Below are 20,912 nucleotides of genomic sequence, written 5' to 3'. Positions count from 1 at the left end.
CATAAGGCGAATTGGGTAAAGTTTGTAACACAATGTAATGCCTCAACAGTTACGCCTGTCCGCTGTACGATATGAAGTTACCATAGCGACATTAATCTGACAACGACAACCCTATGAATGCAACGAGCCCGAACACCGGCGCAGCCGGGACGAACGGCGGCCACGCCGCCAAGATCATGGTGGTGGACGACGACGTGCGCCTGCGCGACCTGTTGCGCCGTTACCTGACCGAACAGGGATTCCAGGTGGTGACGGCGGAAAGCGCCCCCGCCATGAACAAGCTGTGGCTGCGCGAACGCTACGACCTGCTGGTGCTGGACCTGATGCTGCCGGGCGAGGACGGCCTGTCGATCTGCCGCCGCCTGCGCGGCGCCGGCGACCAGACTCCGATCATCATGCTCACCGCGAAGGGCGAGGACGTCGACCGCATCGTCGGCCTCGAGATGGGTGCCGACGATTACCTGCCCAAGCCCTTCAACCCGCGCGAGCTGGTGGCGCGCATCAATGCCGTCCTGCGCCGCAAGGGCCCGGACGAGATCCCCGGCGCGCCGAGCGAGACGCCGCAGACCTTCGAGTTCGGCGACTTCGTGCTCGACCTGGGCACCCGCACCCTCAAGAAGAACGGCGAGACCGTGCCCCTGACCACCGGCGAATTCTCGGTGTTGAAGGTGTTCGCGCGCCATGCGCGCCAGCCGCTGTCGCGCGAGAAGCTGATGGAACTGGCGCGCGGCCGCGAATATGAAGTCTTCGACCGCTCGCTCGACGTGCAGATCTCGCGCCTGCGCAAGCTGATCGAACCCGATCCCTCCAGCCCGCTGTACATCCAGACCGTCTGGGGCCTGGGCTACGTGTTCATTCCGGAAGGCCAGCCGCGCTAGTGCCATTGCAAGTGCCCACGATGTCTTCGCTGCAGTTGCCGCGTCCACGACGGTTCGGCTGGTTCAAGAGCGGCCTGTTCTGGCGCACCTTCTTCCTGCTGTCGCTGCTGACGACCCTGTCCATGGCATCGTGGATCGGCATGATCAACGTGTTCCAGCGCGGGCCCCAGGTCGAGCAGACCGCCGAGCTGCTGGTCTCCGTCGTCACCATCACCAAGGCCGCGCTGACCCACTCGGCGCCCGACCTGCGCAGCGAACTGCTGTTCGAGCTGGTGTCGAACGAAGGCATCCGCATCCTGACGCTGGAGCCGACCGACAAGGTGGAGCCGCCGCCCAACTTCCTCACGCCGGAGCTGGCCGCCATCGTGCGCGGCAAGCTGGGGCCGGACACGCGCTTTTCGCGCCGCGTCAACGACATGCCTGGCTTCTGGGTCAGCTTCGACATCGACGGCGACAAGTACTGGCTGATGCTGGAACGCGAGCGCCTGAACAACCTCACGCGCGTGCAATGGGTCGGCTGGGCCACGCTGGTCGGCGCGCTGTCGCTGCTGGGCGCGGCGCTGATCTCGAGCCTCGTCAACCTGCCGCTGGCGCGCCTGACGGCGGCCGCGCGCGCGATCGCCCAGGGCAAGCGCCCCGCCGCCCTGCCCGAGAAGGGCTCGCAGGAGATCATCGAGGCGAACCGCAGCTTCAACCAGATGGTCGACGACCTGCAGCAGCTGGAAAAGGACCGCGCCATCATCCTGGCCGGCATCTCGCACGACCTGCGCACGCCGCTGGCGCGCATGCAGCTCGAGGTCGAGATGGCGAACCTGTCGCAGGAGGCGCGCGACGGCATCCAGTCGGACATCGCCCAGATGGACGCCATCATCGGCCAGTTCCTCGACTTCGCGCGGCCCACCGAAAGCGCCACCTTCACCACCGTCGACCTGTCCGAACTGCTGGAGGACTGCGCGCGCGAGGCGGCCCGCCTGCCCGACGTGCGCGCCACCACCGAGGTCGACGCGGACATCGTCGTGCTGGGCAACCCGGTCGACCTGCGCCGCGTGATCAACAACGTCATCGAGAACGCGCGCCGCTACGGCAAGACCCCGGGCGGCGACGTCACCGAGATCGACATCGCCTGCCACGTGAAGCTGACGGGCCACGGCCGCCGCGCGGTAGTCGAGATCAACGACCGCGGCGTCGGCGTGCCCGAGGACCAGATCCAGCAGCTGCTGCGTCCGTTCACGCGGCTGGACAGCGCGCGCGGCCAGGCCAACGGTTCCGGACTGGGCCTGGCCATCGTCGAGCGCGTGCTCACGCGCCACAATGCCGAGCTGACGGTGCGCAACCGCGACGGCGGCGGCCTGCTGCTGCAGTTCACGCTGCCGCTCGCGCCGTAGGCGCTCCCTGCCCCGAAAGAAAAAGCCGCCCGCGCATCGCTGCGCCGGGCGGCAAAGTCCAAGCTCGCACCTGGAGGAGACAGAGAAACCCATGCCGGAGCATGAGAGGAACAGCACCGAGATAGGGCCGCTCGCGGCGCTTGCAAGGGCTGCTTCGGGTGATCGATATCCCGTCGGCGTGTAGGCCTGTTCGGACAGTCTGGAACGCACGCGTCCGCCATGCGGCGAGGGTGTGGCAACGTACAGAATCGCGGAGGTACGAAGCGCAGCATGGAAGCCTGAACAAGGAGAACACCATGAAGCGTGCACTCAGCCTCGCGGGATGGCTCGCCGCCGCGCTGCCGGCACTGGCAGCATCACTGGCGGCATCTCTGGCCCCCCTGGCGCCGGCGCAGGCCGGCGACATCGTCAAGTGCGTCGACGGCGGCGGCCACGCCACCTTCACCGACCAGCCCTGCCCCGCCGGCTCGACCGGCCGCGTGCTGTCCGTCGACAGCAGCGGGTCGCAGGGCGGCAGCGGCCTGGCGGCATCGACCGGCTCCTCCGCGCCCGAACCGGCCGTGGCGGCCATGGCGCCGGCCGCGCCGCCGCAGCGCCACGTGCTGCCCGCGGCCGACCTGCGCCACGATGCCTGGAGACGTCCCGCCGGCGCCCGCCCCGCCACGCTGGCGCGCGATGTCGCCACGCTGAAGGCGGCACGCCGCATGCTGCTGCAGCAGGAAGGCGCGCGCGCCAGCCTGGCCGGCATTCAGTAGGGCAGTACTTCAGTCGATCGGCAAGTCAGTACGAGTCGCGCAAGTGGTCGACATCCGGCGGCGCCGCCTCGTTGGCCGGCGCGCCCAGCATGCGCACCAGCTGCAGCACGTCTTCGGACTTGATGAAGCTGGCCGAGGAGCTGGCCGCGAGCAGCTTTTCCGGCGGCTGCGAACGGGCGATCGCATAGCCCTGCACGTAGTCGACGCCGATCTCGGCCAGCGTGCGGATCGTGTCCGCATCCTCGGCCCACTCGGCGATGGTCTTCATGCCCAGGTTGGCGGCGAGGTTGACGATGGCCTCGACGATGGCGACGTTGGCCGGATGGGCGTTGATGTTGACGATGAAGTTGCCGTCGATTTTCAGCACGTCGGCCGGCAGTTCCTTCAGGTAGGAGAACGAGGTGTAGCCGGCGCCGAAATCGTCCAGCGCCACCTTCACGCCGAAGTTGCGCACCTCGTCGATGAAGCGGCGCGTGTTGTCGAGGTCGTGCAGCGCGACGCTCTCCGTGATCTCCATGCACAGCCGGCCCGCCACGTGGCGGTACAGCGCCAGGATCTCCATCGTGTCCTGCACGAAGCGCTCGTCGTTGAGCGAGGCGCCGGACAGGTTCATGCACACGAAGCGGGTATTGCCCAGCGCTTCGGCATTGTCCTCGATCCAGGCCAGCGCGGTCGACAGCACCCAGCGGTCGATCACGCCCGCGCGCCCGCTCTTCTCGGCGGCGGCGATCACGGGGCCGGCCGGCGTGGTGCGGCCGTCGGGCTCGCGCATGCGCAGCAGCACCTCGAAGTTCAGCGATTCGTGCGGCGCGCTCAGCGACATGATCGGCTGCATCTCCAGGAACATGTCCTTGGTGGCGTCCGGGCCGGACAGGCGCTCGACCAGGTTCAATTCGCTGGCGCGCTCCTGGAACGCGGCCGAGCCGCGCTCGTACACGACCAGGCCGGCATTGTGGCCGCCCTTGGCTTCGCGGCATGCGCGGTCGGCGGTGGACACGGCATCCTTCATGGGCATGCCCGGCGCCACCTCGATCAGGCCGCAGGAGCCGCGCACGTGGAAGGCCTTGTCGCCGACGCGGTACGGGGTGCCGCCGATGCGGTCGACGATGCCGCGGCAGATCAGCGACGCCAGCGGCACCGCCGTATCCGGCATCACGATCACGAATTCGTCGCCGCCCACGCGGCCGATCTGCTGGCCGCCGCCCAGCATCAGCGCCATGCGCTCGCACACCTGCTTGAGCACCTCGTCGCCGGCCGCGTGGCCGAACAGGTCGTTGATCAGCTTGAAGCGGTCGAGGTCGATGTAGGCCAGCGACAGCGGCTTGCCCGCGTCCAGCGTGTGCGCCGCGCCCTCGAACATCTTCTCGATGCCGCGCCGGTTGAAGACCTTGGTCAGCGGGTCGTTGTTGGCCATGAAGCGCAGCTGCTCGGTGGCCTTGTGCTTGTCGGTGACGTCCTGCATCACCGCTTCGATGCGGCCGCGCGCCAGCGTGGCGCTGACGAGGAAGCGGCGGCTGCCGTCGCGGCTGGCGATCTGCATTTCCGCCTCGCTGCGCATGTGGACGGTCTCGTGCAGCTCGATCCACAGGCTGTCGGCGAAGAACTGCTTCCAGCCGGTGCGGCCGGGCACGAAATCGGCCATGTCGAGCATCTTGCGCAGCGCCGGGTTGGCGCTCAGGAAGGTGCCGTACATGTCGAGCGTGAACAGGCCGACCGGCATCGCCTCGAACGCCTGCTCCAGCTTTTCCTGGGCCGCCATGCGCTGCTCGGTCTCGATGCGCATCTGCTCGGCCACGGCCAGCGCCGCCAGCAGGCTCGATGCCAGCGCGGCGGTGACGCTGTTGACGACGTCGGACAGCGCGCGCAATTCCATCGCGGCGCCGGCCACCTCGGCCAGCGACGCCACGAAGGTGACGGCGAACGAGGCCGCAAACCACATCGCCACCCGGTTGCGCGAACGCAGCATGATGGCGACCAGGCCCAGCGTCATCAGGCCCAGGCCGAACGCGACCACGCCCCACATGATGGGCAGGAACACGCGGTAGGGCAGCAGCAGCGCGCACGCCAGGAACGGCAGGCACACCCATTGGGAAAAGCGCAGGAAGGGGCCGAAGCGGGTGCGCGCCAGCTCGGCGCCGAACAGCGTCTGGTACAGCGTCAGGGACGACAGCGCGAACAGGGCGATGGTCACGGCCCGCATCGGCAGCAGCCAGTCGGCCGGCACCACCTGGCCCAGCCACTGGATGTCCCAGCCGCCCGACAGCGCGCCCGCGCGCAGGCTCAGGATCAGCCAGCCGGCGAACTGGATGTACAGCGCCTGGCGGTTGATCAGCGCCGTCAGCAGCACGAACAGCGTCAGCACGATCATGCCGCCGTCGAGCAGGCCGGACTTGCGGTGGAAATCCTGGATCGACAGTTCCAGCTGCCCGGCCGGCCAGGCGACGGCGGTCAGGCGCGCCGGCCCCACGAAGCTGGCGCGGCACAGTACCTGGCCGGTGGCGCCGCCCAGGTTCAGCGCGAAGCCGGCCTTGACGGCCTTCATGGCGCCGTGCGCGCCCGTGCGCGAGGCGTCGCCCAGCGGCTGCAGCGTCTGCGCATCCCAGCAGGCGATGGCGGTCGCGTGGCGCGAGGGGAATTCGATGCCGATCCCTGCTCCCCCGCCCGCCCCCGCCGCACGGACGCGGGGCGTGAACGCGAACCACAGGGGTTGTTCGGACAAGCGGGTCTCGAAGCTGTCGATCGGCGGGCGCTGGGACAGCAGGTGCACGGCCTGGCCCGGGGTCAGCCTGGCGTCCGGCGTCAGCACCTGCAAGGGCAGCGCCACGCCGTCGTCGTGGGCGTAGTGGTCGGGCCAGGACAGCAGCGCGATCAGCGAAAACATGCCGATGCCCACCGGTAGCATGTAGGTGGCGAGCAAGCGCAACACGGCATCGACCGCGCGCTGGGCAAAGGTCGGCGTCGGGTTGCGCGGATAGGAGGCGGGCTTGAGCATAAGAATCTAAGGCAATACACAGTCGCCTGCAGATCCCTGCCGGCATCGACTTCGCAGCATACAGCGTGAAATCAATGCCGTCATGCAATTTCTATGTTAGGCCATGGCAAAGTGCGCCGTTGATGCAACGGGCATCGCGGCCGCCGAAGGCGCCGGACGCTGCACCACCGCCGGCACCTTGCGCGCGCCGATATCGATGTCCGGATGGCGGGTATGCTTGAAGAATCCCAGCATCGGGTGGCGCGCCGCGCTCCAGCGCGCTTCGCCGGTGGCGATCTCGAAGGCCATCACGCGGTGCGGGATGTTGCCGACGTGGCGCAGCGGCACCATGGCGCCGTCCTCGAACACGTCGACGAACAGCAGCTGCGCGTACTGGCGGTCGATCGGCGAGCGGCCCGTGACGACGGCGTAGTCGATGCCATTCTGCTCACAATACTCGAAGCAGGCCTTGATCAGGGCGATCTTGACGACGCGGCCGATGCGGCCCTCGTCGATGCCCAGCCGGGTCACCTCGGCCAGGCGCTTGCCCTGCAGCCAGGACGGCAGCTCGACCGATTCCTCCACGTGCAGTGCGCGGTGCAGGTTGGTCTGGATGCGCACCGACCCCAGCGGCGTGCCGTCCAGGCGCGACTCGGCCAGCAGGACCACCACATCGTCCTCGTAGTCGCAGGCCTCCGGCAGCGCCAGCGTCTGCGCGAACTCCGGCAGGTGGCGCGCGTAGGCCGCGTGGCGGATGCGCACGGCCTTGCGCAGGCTGTCCTCCGTCTCGACCCGGCGGATGGTGAACGGCAGGCGCTCGGTCGCCAAGGCGGGACGCGCGGACGCGCCCTCGGCAGGGGCTTGCGGGACGGAGACGAAGGCGGGGCGGGACGATTCCATGACGGGGTAATTCCTCGAATGTGGTGTTGAACGACTGGTATTGATGATTATCAATCGTCCAATAAAAACCAAATCACCGAGAAAACGTGCTTTTCCGCGTCATTTCTGCTCATCCATACGTCTGGCAATGCGGGAAGCTGGTATTGCCAGACGGCAATCTTGTGACTTGCGGTGGGTTTTTACGCCGGCGTGGCCTCCGCCAGCGGCCGCGCGGTGCCGGACACGCGAATCGAGCTGCCCGCCTGCGGCCCCATCGCCGCATGCAGGCGCGAGCGCATGCCCATGTCCTCGCCCTGCACCACGTCGATGGCGCCGCCGTGCGGCCAGCCCAGGTCGCGCAGGTAGCCGGCCAGCGCGGCGGTGCCCGCGCCCGTGGCCGGGTCTTCGTAGACGCCGCCGCTGGCAAAGGGATTACGTGTATGGAACAGCTGCGCGCTTTCCGCGACCGCGAGCACGATCGTGGTCAGGCCGTGGGCGTTCATCAGGCGGCGGCCCGCGTCCAGGTCGTAGCGCATCGCCGCCAGCGCCGCGCGGCTGGCCAGCGCCAGCACCACGTGGTCGGCGCCGGCATGGGCGAGCGCGGGCGGGATGCGCGGATCGAGATCGGCGGCCGTGTAGCCGAACAAGGCCAGCGCGGTGTCCACGAGGCCGGAATCGGCCGGCCGGCTCCAGGTCGGCGGCGATTGCAGGGCGGCGGCCGTGCGGGCGCCTTCGCGCCTGCCTTCGACGGTGATCGACGCATTGTTCAAGGCCAGCGGGAATACGCCGTCGCCTTCGCGCGCCGCCAGCGCCGCGCCGAGGGCGATGGTGGCGTGGCCGCAGAACGGCACTTCGGATTCGGGCGAGAAATAGCGCACGCGCCAGCTGTCGCCCTGTCGCGCCGCGAATGCCGTCTCGGAGTACCCGACGGCATGTGCCAGGCGCTGCATCTCGGCTGCCGGCGGCAGCGCGGCGCCGATCCAGACGCCGGCCGGATTGCCGCCGGCGTCGCCATCCGAGAACGCGGCGATGCGCTGGACCGCGGACGTGTCGACGGGGCCGCCGGCGCCCGCGCCCGCGCTTGGCTCGGCGGCCGGCGGAACATCGGGTTGCCGGGTGATGGTGCTTGCCATGGTCGTCTCCTGTGTCGATGAGGGACGACCATGATAGTGCCGCCGCGCCGGTCGTGCACGCCCCTGCCCCGCCGGCGCCGCCGACGCCTGTCAGGCGCGCGCGCCGCCGGCGAACATGCTTCCGCCGGCATGCACGCGGTTTGACGCGATCGATGTACGTGATCGGTGTACGTGAGCGATGTACTCAAAAGCCCGGCGCGCGCTCGGCCGCGACGCCGGACACGCGCTCCAGCGCCATGCCCACTCGGGCGATCGTTCCTTCGTCGAACAGGCGCCCGATCAGCGTCACGCCGTGCGGCACGCGGCGCGGCGGCGCGAACGTGGGCAGCGGGCGTTGCGGATCCGGGGCCCAGTCGCTGCGCGCCGCGCCCACCGCCACGAAGCCGGTGCGCACCGTCAGCGACGGATGGCCCGTGTTGTTCGAGATCGTCAGCATCTCCTCGCGCAGCGAGGGCACCAGCAACAGGTCGACCTCGCGCAGGATGCGCGCCATCTCCAGCGCGTACTTGCGGCGCAGGCGGTCGGCCTGCACGAAGTCCACGGCCGACAGGAAGCGTGCCTGGCGCAGCAGGTTGGGCCAGGCGTCGGGCACCTGCATGGCGAGTTCGTCGACACGGCCGTCCAGCACGATCTCCTCGAAGGCGGCGGCCGCCTCGGCGAACAGCACCGTGTTGAGCGACTGGTGCGGCCAGTCCGGCAGCGTCACGGGCACGGCCTTGCAGCCCAGCTTCTTCAGGTTCTCCAGCGCGGCGCGGTCGACGTCGGTGGCCGGGTCTTCCTTCATCCAGCCGGGGAAGTAGCCGACCTTCAGGCCGGCCACGCCCGCGTTCGCATCGAAGTCGAGCCTGGCCGGCCGGCTGGCGACGTCGCCGGCGTCGGGGCCGGCAATCGCGCGCAGCACCAGCATCGCATCCTCGACGCTGCGCGTCATCGGGCCCAGCTTGTCGAGCGACCAGCACAGCGTCATGGCGCCGCTGCGGCCCACGCGGCCATAGGTCGGGCGCAGGCCGGCGACACCGCAGCGCATCGACGGGCTGACGATGCTGCCGCCCGTCTCGCTGCCGATCGAGAACGCCACCAGGCCCGCCGCCGTGGCCGCGCCGGGACCGGCGCTCGAACCGGATGCGCCCTCCTCCGGCAGCCACGGGTTCATCGTCTGGCCGCCGAACCAGACGTCGTTCAGCGCCAGCGCGCCCAGGCTCAGCTTGGCGACCAGCACGGCGCCGGCCGCGTCCAGACGGCGCACGACGTGGGCGTCGGTCGTCGGCACGCGCGCACGGAACGGTTCCGCGCCCCAGGTGGTCGGGATGCCGGCGGTGTCGAGCAAATCCTTCACGCCGTAGGGAATGCCGTGCAGCGGGCCGCGGTACTTGCCGGCGGCGATCTCGCGGTCGGCCTGGCGCGCGCGTTCCAGCGCGTGCGCTTCCGTCACCGTGATCACGCTGCGCAGGGCGCCGTCCAGGCGGCGGATGCGCGCCAGGTAGAGGCGCGTGAGGCGCTCCGAGCTCAGGGCGCGCGTCTCGATCCAGTGCGCCAGCCGGGTCACGGGGGCGTGGGCGATGTCGGCGTCGTCGGCGGGCAGCGGCGCGGCGGCCGCGCGGCTGCGCACGAAGCGCTCGCGCGCGGGGCCGGCGGTGCCCACGGCGGCGGCCGGATCCCAGACGGTGGCCGGCGCGATGCCCGGCTCCAGGTCGACGCGGCGCGGGCCGCTGCGCCGCTCCATCGTCGAGGCCAGCGACACGCGCCAGCTGCGCGCGGCCATGCGGCGCTGCGTCGAGCTCATCGACACCTGCATCAGCTTCTCGGCTTCGGCGAAGGTGGCGGGCGAGACGTCGGGGCCAAAGCCGGGGGTGGCGCCGAAGGTGGGCGGGGCGCCCGGCGTCGCGGGCGCAGTGGACGTGGTGGGCGTGTCTTGTCCGGCTGCGGTGGCGTCGGCTGCGCTGGCGCCGGCGGCGAGCAGGCCGGCCTGGATCAGGAACTGGCGGCGTCGGGTCATGGCATCTCTGCGGTGGGGGGATACACGATCCTACCGCAGAGGCATGGACGAAACAATCATCTCGCATCCTCGCCGGCTGTCTTCGTTCATTGGCGGTCCAGCTCCGGATAATGGCGGAAGATGCCCTCCTCGTTGAACGGCAGGCGCCGGTCCGACGCCAGGTAGGCGGCGACGCGCGGCCGCGCCGCGACCCGGTCGCGCAGCGCCGCCAGCAGCGGATAGTTCGCGTCGGCGTGGGCCAGCGCGTGCGGGAAGGCGTAGCGCAGGCCTTCCATCAGCTGGAACAGCGACAGGTCGGCATAGGTGAGCGTGGCGCCGAGCAGGTAGTCCTTCGGCTGCGGCCGTGCCAGGATGCCTTCGAACCAGTCGAAGAACTTCGGAATCCGGGTTTCCAGAAAGTCGGCGGCGCGGCGCTTGGCCTCGGGACGCTGGTCCTCGTAGTAGAGCGAGGTCGCCACCGGATGGTGGCTGTCGTGGGCCTCGGCCACCATGTCGGCGATGGTCAGCTGGATCTGGTTGACCCACAGCCTGCCCTGCTCGTCCTGCGGCGCCAGGCCGTGGCGCTGGCCCAGCCAGAACAGGATGTTGGCGGTCTGGCCGATGGTCATGCCATCCGCCTTCAGGAACGGCGGCGCATACGAGGGATGGTCGGCGCCGTCCATCGCCGCGATCATGCGCGCCATCCCGCCCGGCTTGCGCGCCACGTCGACGTACTCCACGCCCGCTTCCTCCAGCGCCAGGCGCACGAACTCACCGCGCCCCTGGATGGTGGGCCAATAAAAAAGTTCGATCATCGCGATGCCCTCCTCAAGTTGTTCGGCCTGACTCAATTATTCATGAGGATTTCAATGTTCGGCGCGGCAATCGTGCTAGTCTTGCGTCTGGCAACTCGCCTGACAAAAGATCAACAACCAGAGACATGATGATAACAAAAAAGACACTAGGGAACCGCTACCGCTACCGCCGCCGACGATCCTGCCGATCCTGAGCGCGGACACCGCATCCACGCCGATTTACCGTTGAGCACGCGCACGCCGCCTTGCCGGCCCGTGCGCCAAGATGAACCCGAACACAGCAACAAGGGCACGCGAACACCCGCCGCGACCGCCAATCCGGCGCGCGGCAGGTCGTCGAAGTACCCGCAAACCGATCATGCAATCCGGAGCGCACCCATGATTTTCGCTCACCTCACCCGCCACTGGACCGCCCGCCGCGGCCAGTACAGCTTGTCGTCCTGGCTATTGTGCATCGCGCGCAGCCTGCGCGTACTGGCCTGGTACCGCGACCACCGCGCGCTGTGCGACCTCGGCGTCTACCGCAAGCACGTCATGGCGCCCGCCAACGACGACCCGTTCCACCACCTGAGCCACCGCGACTACCTCATGAAAGGCATGTCGGCGCGCGCGCGCGTGCAGGCCGTGCTGAGCCACTACCGCTTCGAGGAAACCACCTTCGACGAGGCCTACCAGCAGGCCGTCTACAGCGAGTGCCGCCTGCCGCTGTGGCAGCACGAGGCCGACGGCAGCACGTTCGCGATCCAGCTCGAGATGGCCTCGCGCAGCAATGCCGAGGGCGACCTCACCGTCGCCCTGCTGGCCGACGGCAAATGCCTGCACCGCCTGTCCTTCAGCTGGCTCGAAGGCGCCACGTTCGGCGTCGACCTGCCGGTCGTGCCCTTCATCGCGCGCAACCAGGGGCGCTGGACGGATTCCGGCGCCGCCTTCGAGGCCTTCGAGCGCGTGTTCCCGAACAATTCGCCCAGCTTCTTCTGCTTTGCCGCCATGCAGGGCATCGTCCAGGCCGTCGGCATCGACCGCGTCGTCGCCATCCGCAGCGAGGCGCACATCGCCTACGATCCCGATCCGGAAAAGCACTTCGCCAACGCCTACGACGGCTTCTGGCAAATCCTTGGCGGCACCGAGATGGAAGGCGTGCCCGGCTACCTGATCCAACTGCCCTTCTACGTCAAGCCGCTGTCCGAGATGCCGTCCAAGCACCGCAAGCGCGCCGCCCAGCGCCGTGAGCACTGGCGCCTGATCGGCGAATCCGCCCGCACCGTGCTGCAGCGCCACCTGCTGCATGCCCGCCCTCACGTGGAAGTGCCGGCGACACAGCTTGAGCCGGCATAGGCTGGACGACACGCCATGCATGCGGCGGCGTGCGGGACGCCGTTGTTTCAATCCCGGCTACTCGATCCCGGCTTTTCGATCCCGGCTTTTCGATGCATGTATTAGTAATCGCACCACGACAACGCGGGTCGTGTTAGACTCGCGCCTTCGCTAGGGGTCCTGGAAGTGCGCTTCCGGGTGAGAAATACCCTTCGTACCTGATCTGGATAATGCCAGCGAAGGAAAGCGCAACGCAGTTCCCACCCTTGTTTGCCCTTCCCCCGTTGGCTCCGGCTTTTGACAAAAAAAGCAGCGTGCCGATGCCGGCGCGCGAAGCGAGCACACATGAACCTGAGACTGAAGTATCCCCTCCTTGCCTGCGCCCTCGTGCAGGCCTTCCCGACGTTCGCACAGACGCAGACCCAAGACACGGCCGCGGCCGGCCAGGTCGCCGAAGTGGTCGTCACCGGCAACCGCTTCATCGCCACCGACCGCGCCAGCGTCGGCGGCTTCGGCGAAGCGTCGCTCTTCGACACGCCGTCCTCGATCACGGCCATCGGCCGTACGCAGATGCAGGACCTGTCGATCCGTTCGACCACGGACGCCGTGCGCTTCGACGCCTCCGTCAGCGATGCCTACAACGCCGTCGGCTATGCCGAACAGTTCTCGATCCGCGGCTTCGCGCTGGACAACAACTACAGCTACCGCAAGGACGGCTTCGCCATTCCGGGCGACACCCAGATCCCGCTCGAGAACAAGGAGCGCATCGAGATCCTGAAGGGCTTGACGGGGCTGAGCTCGGGCATCGCCACGCCGGGCGGCATCATCAACTACGTGACCAAGCGCCCGACCAGCACGCCGCTGCGCTCCGCCACCGCGGAGGTGAGCGAGCGCGGCACGCTGTACGGCAGCCTGGACCTGGGCGGCCGCTTCGACGACCGCCGCTTCGGCTACCGCATCAACGCCGCCGCCGCCGACCTGCATTCCTACGTGCGCGGCGCCAACGGCGACCGGCAATTCGTCTCGGGCGCGTTCGACTGGCAGATCACGCCGGACGCGCTGCTGCAGCTGGACATGGACTACCAGCGCAAGGCCCAGGTCACGGCGCCCGGCTACCAGCTGATCCGCAACGAGGTGCTGCCCACCGGCGTATCGGCCCGGACGCTGCTGAACGACCAGCCCTGGACCCGTCCCGTCACGACCAAGGACAGCAACCTCGGCCTGCGCTTCGAGTACAAGCTGGCACCCACGTGGACGGCGACCGTGGCCGCCAACAAGCACTGGTTCAAGCGCGACGACTACACCGCCTTCCCCTACGGCTGCAGCAACGAGGGCGACGGCTACTACCCCGGCTTCTGCTCGAACGGCGACTACGACGTCTACGACTACCAGAGCACGGGCGAACGCAAGAGCCCGTGGGGCGTCCAGGCCCAGGTCCAGGGCCGCTTCACCGCCGGCGGCGTGCAGCACGCGCTGACGGTCGGCACCTCCTACGCCGAACGCCACGACAGCTTCGGCGACTATGTCTACGACTACGTCGGCTACAGCAATATCTGGCATCCGCTGGTCACGCCCAGCGTGGGCCCGGACCGCGTGACGGGCCCTGTGTTCGAGCGCCGCAGCGATGCCGAGAGCGCGCTGTTCGCGGAAGACATCGTCAAGCTGACCCCGCAGCTCACGCTGCACGGCGGCCTGCGCTACGTGAAGATCGAGCGCGACGAATACGTGGGCGACAGCGCCACCTGGATCTCGAGCGACCATTCCTTCGTGCTGCCGCGCGTGGCCCTCGTCTACAGCCCGCGGCAGGACTGGAACGTGTACGCCTCGTTCAACGACGGCCTGCAGAACGGCGGCATCGCACCGATGGAAACCGTCAACCAGAACCAGATGCTGGCGCCGCAGCGCTCGCGCCAGTTCGAGGTCGGCGCCAAGGCCGCGATGGGCGACGCGCTGACGCTGTCGGCGGCGCTGTTCCAGATCCGCCAGGGCCTGGAATACACGGATGCGGACAACGCCTACGTGCGCAACGGCCGCCAGACGCACCGCGGCATCGAACTGTCGGCCGACGGCAAGGCGACCCCGAACCTGGACTGGAGCCTGTCGCTGCTGGCGCTGAACACGCGCCAGTCCGGCACCGGCACGGCCAGCATCGACGGCAAGCGCGTCACCGACGTTCCCGCGTTCAAGTCGACCGCCCTGGTCGCCTACGCCGTGCCGCAAGTCCCCGGCCTGAAGCTGGACGGCACCTGGCAGTATTCGGGGAAAAAGGCGTTCGACGTCGAGAATCGCGTGTTCGTGCCGGACTACCACGTGTTCGGCCTGGGCGCGTCCTATGCCATGAAAATGGGAACGAACAGCGTGACCCTGCGCGCCCGCGCGGAAAACCTGTTCGACAAGTTCTACTGGCGCGACGTCACGCCGGCGCTGGGCGGCTACCTGCTCGCGGGCGCGCCGCGCACCTTCCGCCTGTCGGCGACGGTCGACTTCTAAAGCAGCGCGCTAAAGAAAGGCTGCGACCTGGCGCATGCGCTGCGCCAGGTCGCCCCGCAGCAGCGTGTACGGAATGGCGCGCGCGTCCAGCACCGCCAGCAGCTGGGCGTGCACGCGCCGGCGCACTTCCTCCGATTCGCGCTGCAGTCCGTCGGGCACCCACGGCAGGTCGATGTCCGCCACCAGCGTCAGCGCATAGTCGTGCGCCGCTTCCAGCGCCAGCAAGGCGTCCGGCACGCGGCCCCAGTAGATGCGGCTGTACACGGCCGTCATCAGCGGCGCCGTGTCGCAGAACAGGAAGCGGTTCGCCCGCGGCAGCAGCGCGGCTTCGCGTTCGAGCTGGGTGCGGGCGATGCCGACCTGGTCGTCCTCGCGCGGCACGCGCTCGTTCACGTCGACGAATTCGCGCAGGTATTCCGGCACCCACACGGTGCCGTAGTGCGCGGCCAGCGCTTCGGCCAGCGTCGACTTGCCCGTCGATTCGGCGCCCAGGATCGCGATGCGCTCGATCCTGCCCGGCAGCGTCTCCATCAGCGCGCTCCCGCGCGCGCCGCGGCACGCCAGGCGAACAGGCCGGCGACAGCCATCGCGACGAACAGCGCATACAGTACCGCCGTCAGGTTCAGGCCCTTGTGCACGTACAGGCCCACGTAGACGACGTCGGCGACGATCCACACGAGCCAGTTCTCGACCTTCTTCCTCGCCGTGAGCAGCGTGCCGAGCAGGCTGCCGGCCGTGAGGAAGCCGTCCAGGTGCGGCACGTCGGTATCGGTGAAGTGCTTCAGGAACGAGGACAGCGCCAGGTAGCCGAGCGCCCAGCCACCCAGCGACCAGGCCCAGCCCTGGGCATCGAGGCGCGTGACGACCAGGGGCGCGTCGCCGGCGCCCCGCAGCCACTGGGTCCAGCCCCAGAGCGACGTCGCGATGAACACGCCCTGCAGGCCGGCGTCGCCGTACAGGCGCGCATCGAAGAACACGATGCCGTAGGTGGCGGACGAGACGATCGCGAACAGCCAGGCCCAGTGGACGCGGCGGATGTTCAGCAGCACCGTCGCGATCGACAGCACGAAGGAAATCAGTTCCAGCGGGGTCGTGGCGTAGCCGGCGATGTGGAGGGTCTCGTTCATCTGGTCGGAATGGGAAGTCAGCCGGCAATTATGGAAGGCGGCGCCGGATTGCGCAAGCTGCAAGCGCCGCGCCATGAAAAAAGCCGCGCCAGAATCGCTCCCGGCGCGGCTGTCAGGCTGTCGAGGACGCGATCAGCGCTTCGGATACTTGATCGTCATTTCCTTGAGCAGGTTGTCGGCATGGTCGACTTCCTTCATCACCCACAGCATGTAGCGGATGTCGACGTGGATCGCACGGGTGATCACCGGGTCGAAGTACCAGTCCTTGGTGATCGACTCGTAGGTCGAGTCGAAGTTCAGGCCCACCAGTTCGCCGCGCTTGTTCATCACGGCCGAACCGGAGTTGCCGCCGGTCGTGTCGGCGCTCGACAGGAAGTTCACGGGCACGGTGCCCAGCACCGGATCCTTGAACTGGCCCCAGCGCTTTTCGCGGATCGCCTGCAGCAGGTTGGTCGGCGCGTTGAATGGCTCCTTGTTGGTCGCCTTCTCGACGATGCCCTGCACGGTCGTGAACGGTCCCTTGGTCAGGCCGTCGCGCGGGCTGTACGGCGCCACGGTCCCGTAGGTCACGCGCAGCGTCGAGTTGGCGTCCGGGTAGACCGGCTTGCCCTGCGACTTCTTCCAGGCGATGACGGCGTTCATGTACTGCGGGATCACGCGTTCCAGGTTGCCGTCGACTTCCTTGCGGCGGTCTTCCAGCGCCATGCCCGTGTCCTGCAGGCGTACGGCCAGCTGGATGAACGGGTCGTTCGACTTGCGGAACGCGTCCGTATCCTTGCCGATCCAGGCCAGGCGCTTGGCGGTGTCGCCCAGTTCGGTCGATTTATACATCGCGGAAATCGCGTCCTGCTTCGGCAGCAGCGCGTCGAGCCCCTGCGGGTGGGCGGTGGCCGGGATCTTCGCGTAGCGGTTCAGCGCGGCCTGCCAGCGCGCCTGGTCGACGCTGGGCACGAACGACTGCTCCAGGCGGGTCAGGCGCGCCTTGATGAACGACAGGTCGCGTTCCTGGTAGCCCGCCTCGCGCTGGGCGTCCGGCTTCTGGCGCTCCAGCGCCAGGCGGTACAAGGTACGCGCGCTCTTGAGCAGGTCGCTGTGCGTCGCTTCCGCCCATGCGGCTTCCTGCTGCGCGCCGTCCATGTCGGCCTTGATCGCGGCATCGAGGTCGGCCAGCAGCGTCTTCGAGCCGCCGACGTCCGGCCGGTTCATGTTCTGTTTATACCAATTGCGGAACTCCGCGTCCTGCACGTCCTTGATGGCCGCGATGTCCTTGCGCGCGAAGCCGTCCAGCAGGCCCTGGGTCTTCTTCAGCACATTGTTCAGACTCTTGGCGACGCTGGCGTAGCGCACGTCGTAGCCCGGGTTGCCCATCGTGGCGGCCGCGATCACCGACAGGTCGGCAGTGATGGTCGCGACCTTGGCCGGGTAGTCGACCTCGCGCGCGAAGCGGATCTCGGACGGCAGCTTGTAGCGGCTGGTGCGGCCCGGGTAGCCGGCCAGCAGGATCGGGTCGCCGTTCTTCAGGCCTTCGGCCGACACCACCAGGAAATCCTTCGACTGGTAGGGCACGTTGTCCGGCGACGGATCGGCCGGGCGGCCGTCCTTGCCGACGTAGGCGCGCAGGAAAGAGAAGTCGCCGGCCTGGCGCGGGAACTCGTAGTTGTCGATGTCGCCGCCGAAGTTGCCGACGGCATCCGCCGGCGCGTACACGAGGCGCACGTCGCGGATCATCAGCTGCTTGATGCGGTAGTACTCGCCGCCGCGGTGGAAGGCGGGGACGGAGCAGCGATAGGCTTTGTCGCTTTCGCATTCGGCGATCAGCGCCTTGATGCGGCTCTCGACCTGCTCGTGGCGTTCCTTGCCCGACAAATTCGGTGCCAGGCCTTTCAGCACGCGGTCCGTCACGTTCTCGACCTTCTCGGTCACGTAGACCAGCGAGTTCGGGCCGCCCGGCAGTTCCTCGGCGCGGGTCTTGGCCAGGAAGCCGTTGACGATGTAATTATGCTCCGGGGTCGCGTTGCGCTGGATGGCGCCATAGGCGCAGTGGTGGTTGGTGACCACCAGGCCGTCCGGCGAGACGAAGGACGCCGAGCAACCGCCCAGCGACACGATCGCGCTCATCGGATGCTTGGACAGGTCGGCCAGCTTCTCGGCCGGGATGGTGATGCCGATGCGCTTGAGTTCGGACTTCAGCTGCGGCAGCTGGTGCGGCTGCCACTGGCCCTCGTCGGCGTGGGCGGAAGCGAATGCCCCCAGCACCGCCACGGGCAGGACGATCGATTTGAACAAGTTGTACCCCGAGTTAAAAAACCAAGCCGGCAGTATAGCTGCCGGACTTATATCTGGAAATAAGTTTTGTCGCATTTACGCCTCCGGTCCGGCCCCGGCCTTCGACCGACAGGGCCGGTCGCAACGCGCTACAATGCGCGATTCCCGCCGGTTTTCCCGTAGTCCGCCATGTCCAACGCCATCGAACGTACTTCCGCCCTGCTGCGCCGCCTGTCGGTCGACACCTTCACCCTGATGCTGCTGTCCACCGTGGCCCTGGCCAGCCTGCTGCCCTGCTCCGGCCAGACGGCGGTCGTGCTCGGACAGGTGACGACGGTCGCCATCGGCCTGCTGTTCTTCCTGCACGGCGCCAAGCTGTCGCGCGAGGCGATGGTCGAAGGCCTGACCAACTGGCGCCTGCACCTGCTCGTGCTGGCGTCGACCTTCGTGCTGTTCCCGATCATCGGCCTGGCCATGAAGCCGCTGGCGGGCCGCGTATTGACGCCGGACCTGTACGTCGGCGTGCTGTTCCTGTGCACGCTGCCGTCGACCGTGCAGTCCTCGATCGCCTTCACCTCGATGGCGCGCGGGAACGTGGCGGCCGCCGTGTGCAGCGCCTCGGCCTCGAACTTCGTCGGCATCTTCGTCACGCCGCTGCTGGTGAGCACCCTGATCGTGCGCGGCGCGTCGACCGGATCGTCGTGGAACGCCGTCATCAGCATCGTCGAACAGCTGTTGCTGCCCTTCCTTGCGGGCCAGCTGCTGCGCCCGTGGATCGGCAAGTGGGTGGACCGCCACAAGCCGATGCTGAAGGTCGTCGACCAGGGCTCGATCCTGCTGGTGGTCTATACGGCGTTCAGCGAATCCGTCAACGAAGGCCTGTGGCACAAGCTGTCGCCCTCTTCCCTCGTCGCGCTGGGCGTCGTGTGCGCCGTGATGCTGGCGGTGGCGCTGGGCGTCGCGGCCTGGACCAGCCGCAAGCTGGGCTTCGACAAGGAAGACGAGATCACCATCGTGTTCTGCGGCTCGAAGAAAAGCCTGGCCAGCGGCGTGCCGATGGCGAAAGTCCTGTTCGCTCCGAGCGCGCTGGGCATGGTGATCCTGCCCGTGATGCTGTTCCACCAGATCCAGCTGATGACCTGCGCCGTGCTGGCCCAGCGCTGGGCGCGCCGCGCCAAATAAATTCGGGGTCAGAGCCGGGGTCAGAGCCCCGATTTTGGCAATATACCAAATGCAAAAAGCGACGCTGCCAAAGGGACAGCGTCGCTTTTTTTCGTTAAAAGAAATTTCCTAAAACCGGGCTCTGACCCCGGCTCTGACCCCGGTTTGACGCGGNAATATACCAAATGAAAAAAGCGACGCTGCCAAAGGGACAGCGTCGCTTTTTTTCGTTAAAAGAAATTTCCTAAAACCGGGCTCTGACCCCGGCTCTGACCCCGGTTTGACGCGGGTCAGCGGGTCGCCACTTCGTCCTGCCCCACGTGCCAGCCGCCGCCCAGCGCCTGGATCAGCGTGATCGCCGTCGTCTGGCGGTCGGCCTGGACCTGGATCAGGCTGCGGCGCGCGCTCAGGGCCGTGACCTGGGCCTGCACCACGTCCGAATACGCGACCTGGCCCGCCTTGTAGCGGTTCAGCACCTGTTCCTCGACCTTGCTGGCCGCCTCGGAGGCGATGCGGCGCTGTTCCTGCTGCTGTACCAGCACGCGCGTGGCCGTCAGCTGGTCCTCGACGTTGGCGAAGGCCGTCAGCACCGTCTGGCGGTAGCGCGCCACCGCCGCCTGGTGCGATGCGCGCGCCGCTTCCACGCTGGCGCGGGTGGCGCCGGCGTTGAACAGCGTCTGCGCCGCCGACAGGCCGAACGACCACGCGGCCGCCGACGCGTCGAACACGTCGCCGATGCGGCTGGCCGCCGTGCCGTAGGAGGCGGACAGGCCGATGTCCGGGAAGTAGGCCGCGCGCGCGATGCCGATCTGGGCGTTGGCGATGGCGACCTCGCGCTCGGCCGCGGCGATGTCCGGACGGCGCTGCAGCAGCAACGAGGGCACGCCGACGGGCACGTCCGGCACCGTCACGTTCCACTCGGCCGGCGCCAGCGCGAAGTCGGACGGGGCCTTGCCCAGCAGGACGGCGATCGCGTGCTCGAGCTGGGCGCGCTGGCTCACCAGGGCCAGGTCGTCGCTGCGCGTGCTGGCCAGCTGGGTCTCGGCCTGGTACACGTCAGAATGCGGCACGATGCCCACGTCGAAGCGGTTGCGCGTGATCTTCAGCACGCGCTCGTAGCCGGCGATGGTCTCGGCCAGGATCGCGCGCTGGGCGTCGATCGAGCGCAGCGAGAAGTAGTCGAGCACCAGTTCGCCCTGCGCGGACAGGCGCGCCGACGCCAGGTCGGCGGCGCTGGCCTGGGCACTGGCGGCGGCCGATTCCACGCCGGCGCGCAGGCGGCCCCACACGTCCGGTTCCCAGCTGGCGCCCAGCGACAGGCGGAAGTTGTTGCTGGCGTTGCCGCCGCGATCGCCGCCGATGATGTTGCCGTTGGAGTCGACCGTGGCCGAGCCGCCGCCGCCGCGCGTGCCCGAGCGCGTGCCCGATCCGTTCAGGGTCACGACGGGGAACAGCGAGGCGCGCTGCTGGGCGACCAGGGCGCGCGCCTGCGCATAGTTGGCGACGGCCGCCGCCACGTTCTGGTTCGATACCTCGACCTGGGCCGCGAGCTCGTTCAGCACGGGGTCGTTGAACAGCGTCCACCACGGCCCGCGCTCGAGGGCGTCGGCCGGCGCCGCCGGCACCCAGCCCTGCAATTCCTTGAACGCCGCCGGCTCGGGCGCCGTGGGACGCTCGTAGGCCGGGCCGACGGCGCAGCCGCCAAGGCTCAGCAGGATGGCCGCGGTCAGGGTCGATAAGCGGAAGGATGGAGCGATTCGCATA

Annotated in this window: 15 protein-coding genes and 1 riboswitch; of the genes, 6 read left to right on the top strand and 9 right to left on the bottom strand. The window is 68.3% G+C overall.

The genetic code is table 11. The features are described from left to right. Window positions 1-113 precede the first annotated feature (113 nt). From ompR to QPK32_RS15665, 3 genes are all read left to right on the top strand, one after another. Window positions 114-878 (top strand): two-component system response regulator OmpR, encoded by a 765-nt coding sequence (ompR, locus tag QPK32_RS15675; RefSeq protein ID WP_290413722.1) that lies wholly within the window; start codon window positions 114-116, stop codon window positions 876-878. 20 nt (window positions 879-898) lie between these two features. Then, window positions 899-2,263 carry a sensor histidine kinase gene (locus tag QPK32_RS15670; RefSeq protein ID WP_290413721.1) on the top strand — a complete coding sequence of 455 codons (1,365 nt, stop codon included), beginning with the start codon at window positions 899-901 and terminating at the stop codon, window positions 2,261-2,263. A gap of 296 nt (window positions 2,264-2,559) precedes the next feature. Further along, a complete protein-coding gene (locus QPK32_RS15665) occupies window positions 2,560-3,018 on the top strand; it encodes a DUF4124 domain-containing protein (RefSeq protein WP_290413720.1) in 459 nt (152 codons plus the stop codon). Window positions 3,019-3,043: 25 nt separating this feature from the next. On the opposite strand, the gene QPK32_RS15660 is transcribed toward QPK32_RS15665, so the two are convergent. The 5 genes from QPK32_RS15660 to QPK32_RS15640 form a co-directional block, all read right to left on the bottom strand. Beyond that, on the bottom strand, window positions 3,044-6,010 hold the full coding sequence (locus QPK32_RS15660; protein ID WP_290413719.1) for a bifunctional diguanylate cyclase/phosphodiesterase: 2,967 nt from the start codon (window positions 6,008-6,010) through the stop codon (window positions 3,044-3,046). Between the two features lie 96 nt (window positions 6,011-6,106). Next, window positions 6,107-6,889: a hypothetical protein gene (locus QPK32_RS15655; protein WP_290413718.1), complete on the bottom strand. Its 783-nt coding sequence runs from the start codon at window positions 6,887-6,889 to the stop codon at window positions 6,107-6,109. Window positions 6,890-7,068: 179 nt separating this feature from the next. Next, a complete protein-coding gene (locus QPK32_RS15650; protein WP_290413717.1) occupies window positions 7,069-8,001 on the bottom strand; it encodes a PhzF family phenazine biosynthesis protein in 933 nt (310 codons plus the stop codon). 184 nt (window positions 8,002-8,185) lie between these two features. Continuing rightward, window positions 8,186-9,997, bottom strand: coding sequence for an amidase (locus QPK32_RS15645; RefSeq protein ID WP_290413716.1), 1,812 nt, complete (start codon window positions 9,995-9,997; stop codon window positions 8,186-8,188). Window positions 9,998-10,083: 86 nt separating this feature from the next. Further along, the gene (locus tag QPK32_RS15640) at window positions 10,084-10,791 is read right to left on the bottom strand and encodes a glutathione S-transferase (RefSeq protein WP_290413715.1); all 708 of its coding nucleotides are present in this window, start codon (window positions 10,789-10,791) and stop codon (window positions 10,084-10,086) included. Window positions 10,792-11,169: 378 nt separating this feature from the next. Here QPK32_RS15640 and QPK32_RS15635 point away from each other — a divergent pair, with 378 nt between their 5' ends. Together QPK32_RS15635 and QPK32_RS15630 are read left to right on the top strand one after the other, a co-directional pair. Further along, the gene (locus QPK32_RS15635; protein ID WP_290413714.1) at window positions 11,170-12,126 is read left to right on the top strand and encodes a DUF535 family protein; all 957 of its coding nucleotides are present in this window, start codon (window positions 11,170-11,172) and stop codon (window positions 12,124-12,126) included. Window positions 12,127-12,268: 142 nt separating this feature from the next. Next, window positions 12,269-12,367, top strand: a riboswitch (TPP riboswitch). An 83-nt stretch (window positions 12,368-12,450) separates the two neighbouring features. Further along, entirely contained in the window at window positions 12,451-14,595 is a 2,145-nt protein-coding gene (locus QPK32_RS15630; RefSeq protein WP_290413713.1) for a TonB-dependent siderophore receptor, read from the top strand. A gap of 9 nt (window positions 14,596-14,604) precedes the next feature. On the opposite strand, the gene QPK32_RS15625 is transcribed toward QPK32_RS15630, so the two are convergent. The 3 genes from QPK32_RS15625 to QPK32_RS15615 form a co-directional block, all read right to left on the bottom strand. Beyond that, window positions 14,605-15,126: an ATP-binding protein gene (locus QPK32_RS15625; protein WP_290413712.1), complete on the bottom strand. Its 522-nt coding sequence runs from the start codon at window positions 15,124-15,126 to the stop codon at window positions 14,605-14,607. Further along, window positions 15,126-15,722 (bottom strand): nicotinamide riboside transporter PnuC, encoded by a 597-nt coding sequence (pnuC, locus tag QPK32_RS15620; protein ID WP_290413711.1) that lies wholly within the window; start codon window positions 15,720-15,722, stop codon window positions 15,126-15,128. The genes QPK32_RS15625 and pnuC overlap by 1 nt, the downstream gene beginning before the upstream one ends. A gap of 132 nt (window positions 15,723-15,854) precedes the next feature. Continuing rightward, window positions 15,855-18,008, bottom strand: a complete 2,154-nt coding sequence (locus tag QPK32_RS15615) for a S46 family peptidase (RefSeq protein WP_290413710.1) — start codon at window positions 18,006-18,008, stop codon at window positions 15,855-15,857. 168 nt (window positions 18,009-18,176) lie between these two features. Between QPK32_RS15615 and QPK32_RS15610 the strand changes: the two genes are divergently transcribed. Then, window positions 18,177-19,169, top strand: coding sequence for a bile acid:sodium symporter family protein (locus QPK32_RS15610; RefSeq protein ID WP_290413709.1), 993 nt, complete (start codon window positions 18,177-18,179; stop codon window positions 19,167-19,169). Window positions 19,170-19,438: 269 nt separating this feature from the next. Here the strand turns inward: QPK32_RS15610 and QPK32_RS15605 are convergent, their stop codons facing one another. Continuing rightward, on the bottom strand, window positions 19,439-20,911 hold the full coding sequence (locus QPK32_RS15605) for an efflux transporter outer membrane subunit (RefSeq protein ID WP_290413708.1): 1,473 nt from the start codon (window positions 20,909-20,911) through the stop codon (window positions 19,439-19,441). Window position 20,912: the final 1 nt, after the last annotated feature.

The organism is Massilia sp. YIM B02763 (assembly GCF_030412015.1).
Lineage (GTDB): Bacteria > Pseudomonadota > Gammaproteobacteria > Burkholderiales > Burkholderiaceae_D > Telluria.
Note: the sequence above shows the minus strand (reverse complement) of the source record. Positions and strands in the feature narration are given on the sequence as shown.

Coding starts and splice junctions, on each gene's coding strand:
- QPK32_RS15650 (WP_290413717.1), bottom strand. CDS start 8,001: ATGGCAAGCACCATCACCCGGCAACCCGATGTTCCGCCGGCCGCCGAG.
- QPK32_RS15665 (WP_290413720.1), top strand. CDS start 2,560: ATGAAGCGTGCACTCAGCCTCGCGGGATGGCTCGCCGCCGCGCTGCCG.
- QPK32_RS15635 (WP_290413714.1), top strand. CDS start 11,170: ATGATTTTCGCTCACCTCACCCGCCACTGGACCGCCCGCCGCGGCCAG.
- QPK32_RS15660 (WP_290413719.1), bottom strand. CDS start 6,010: ATGCTCAAGCCCGCCTCCTATCCGCGCAACCCGACGCCGACCTTTGCC.
- ompR (WP_290413722.1), top strand. CDS start 114: ATGAATGCAACGAGCCCGAACACCGGCGCAGCCGGGACGAACGGCGGC.
- QPK32_RS15640 (WP_290413715.1), bottom strand. CDS start 10,791: ATGATCGAACTTTTTTATTGGCCCACCATCCAGGGGCGCGGTGAGTTC.
- QPK32_RS15625 (WP_290413712.1), bottom strand. CDS start 15,126: ATGGAGACGCTGCCGGGCAGGATCGAGCGCATCGCGATCCTGGGCGCC.
- QPK32_RS15610 (WP_290413709.1), top strand. CDS start 18,177: ATGTCCAACGCCATCGAACGTACTTCCGCCCTGCTGCGCCGCCTGTCG.
- QPK32_RS15645 (WP_290413716.1), bottom strand. CDS start 9,997: ATGACCCGACGCCGCCAGTTCCTGATCCAGGCCGGCCTGCTCGCCGCC.
- QPK32_RS15630 (WP_290413713.1), top strand. CDS start 12,451: ATGAACCTGAGACTGAAGTATCCCCTCCTTGCCTGCGCCCTCGTGCAG.
- pnuC (WP_290413711.1), bottom strand. CDS start 15,722: ATGAACGAGACCCTCCACATCGCCGGCTACGCCACGACCCCGCTGGAA.
- QPK32_RS15670 (WP_290413721.1), top strand. CDS start 899: ATGTCTTCGCTGCAGTTGCCGCGTCCACGACGGTTCGGCTGGTTCAAG.
- QPK32_RS15605 (WP_290413708.1), bottom strand. CDS start 20,911: ATGCGAATCGCTCCATCCTTCCGCTTATCGACCCTGACCGCGGCCATC.
- QPK32_RS15655 (WP_290413718.1), bottom strand. CDS start 6,889: ATGGAATCGTCCCGCCCCGCCTTCGTCTCCGTCCCGCAAGCCCCTGCC.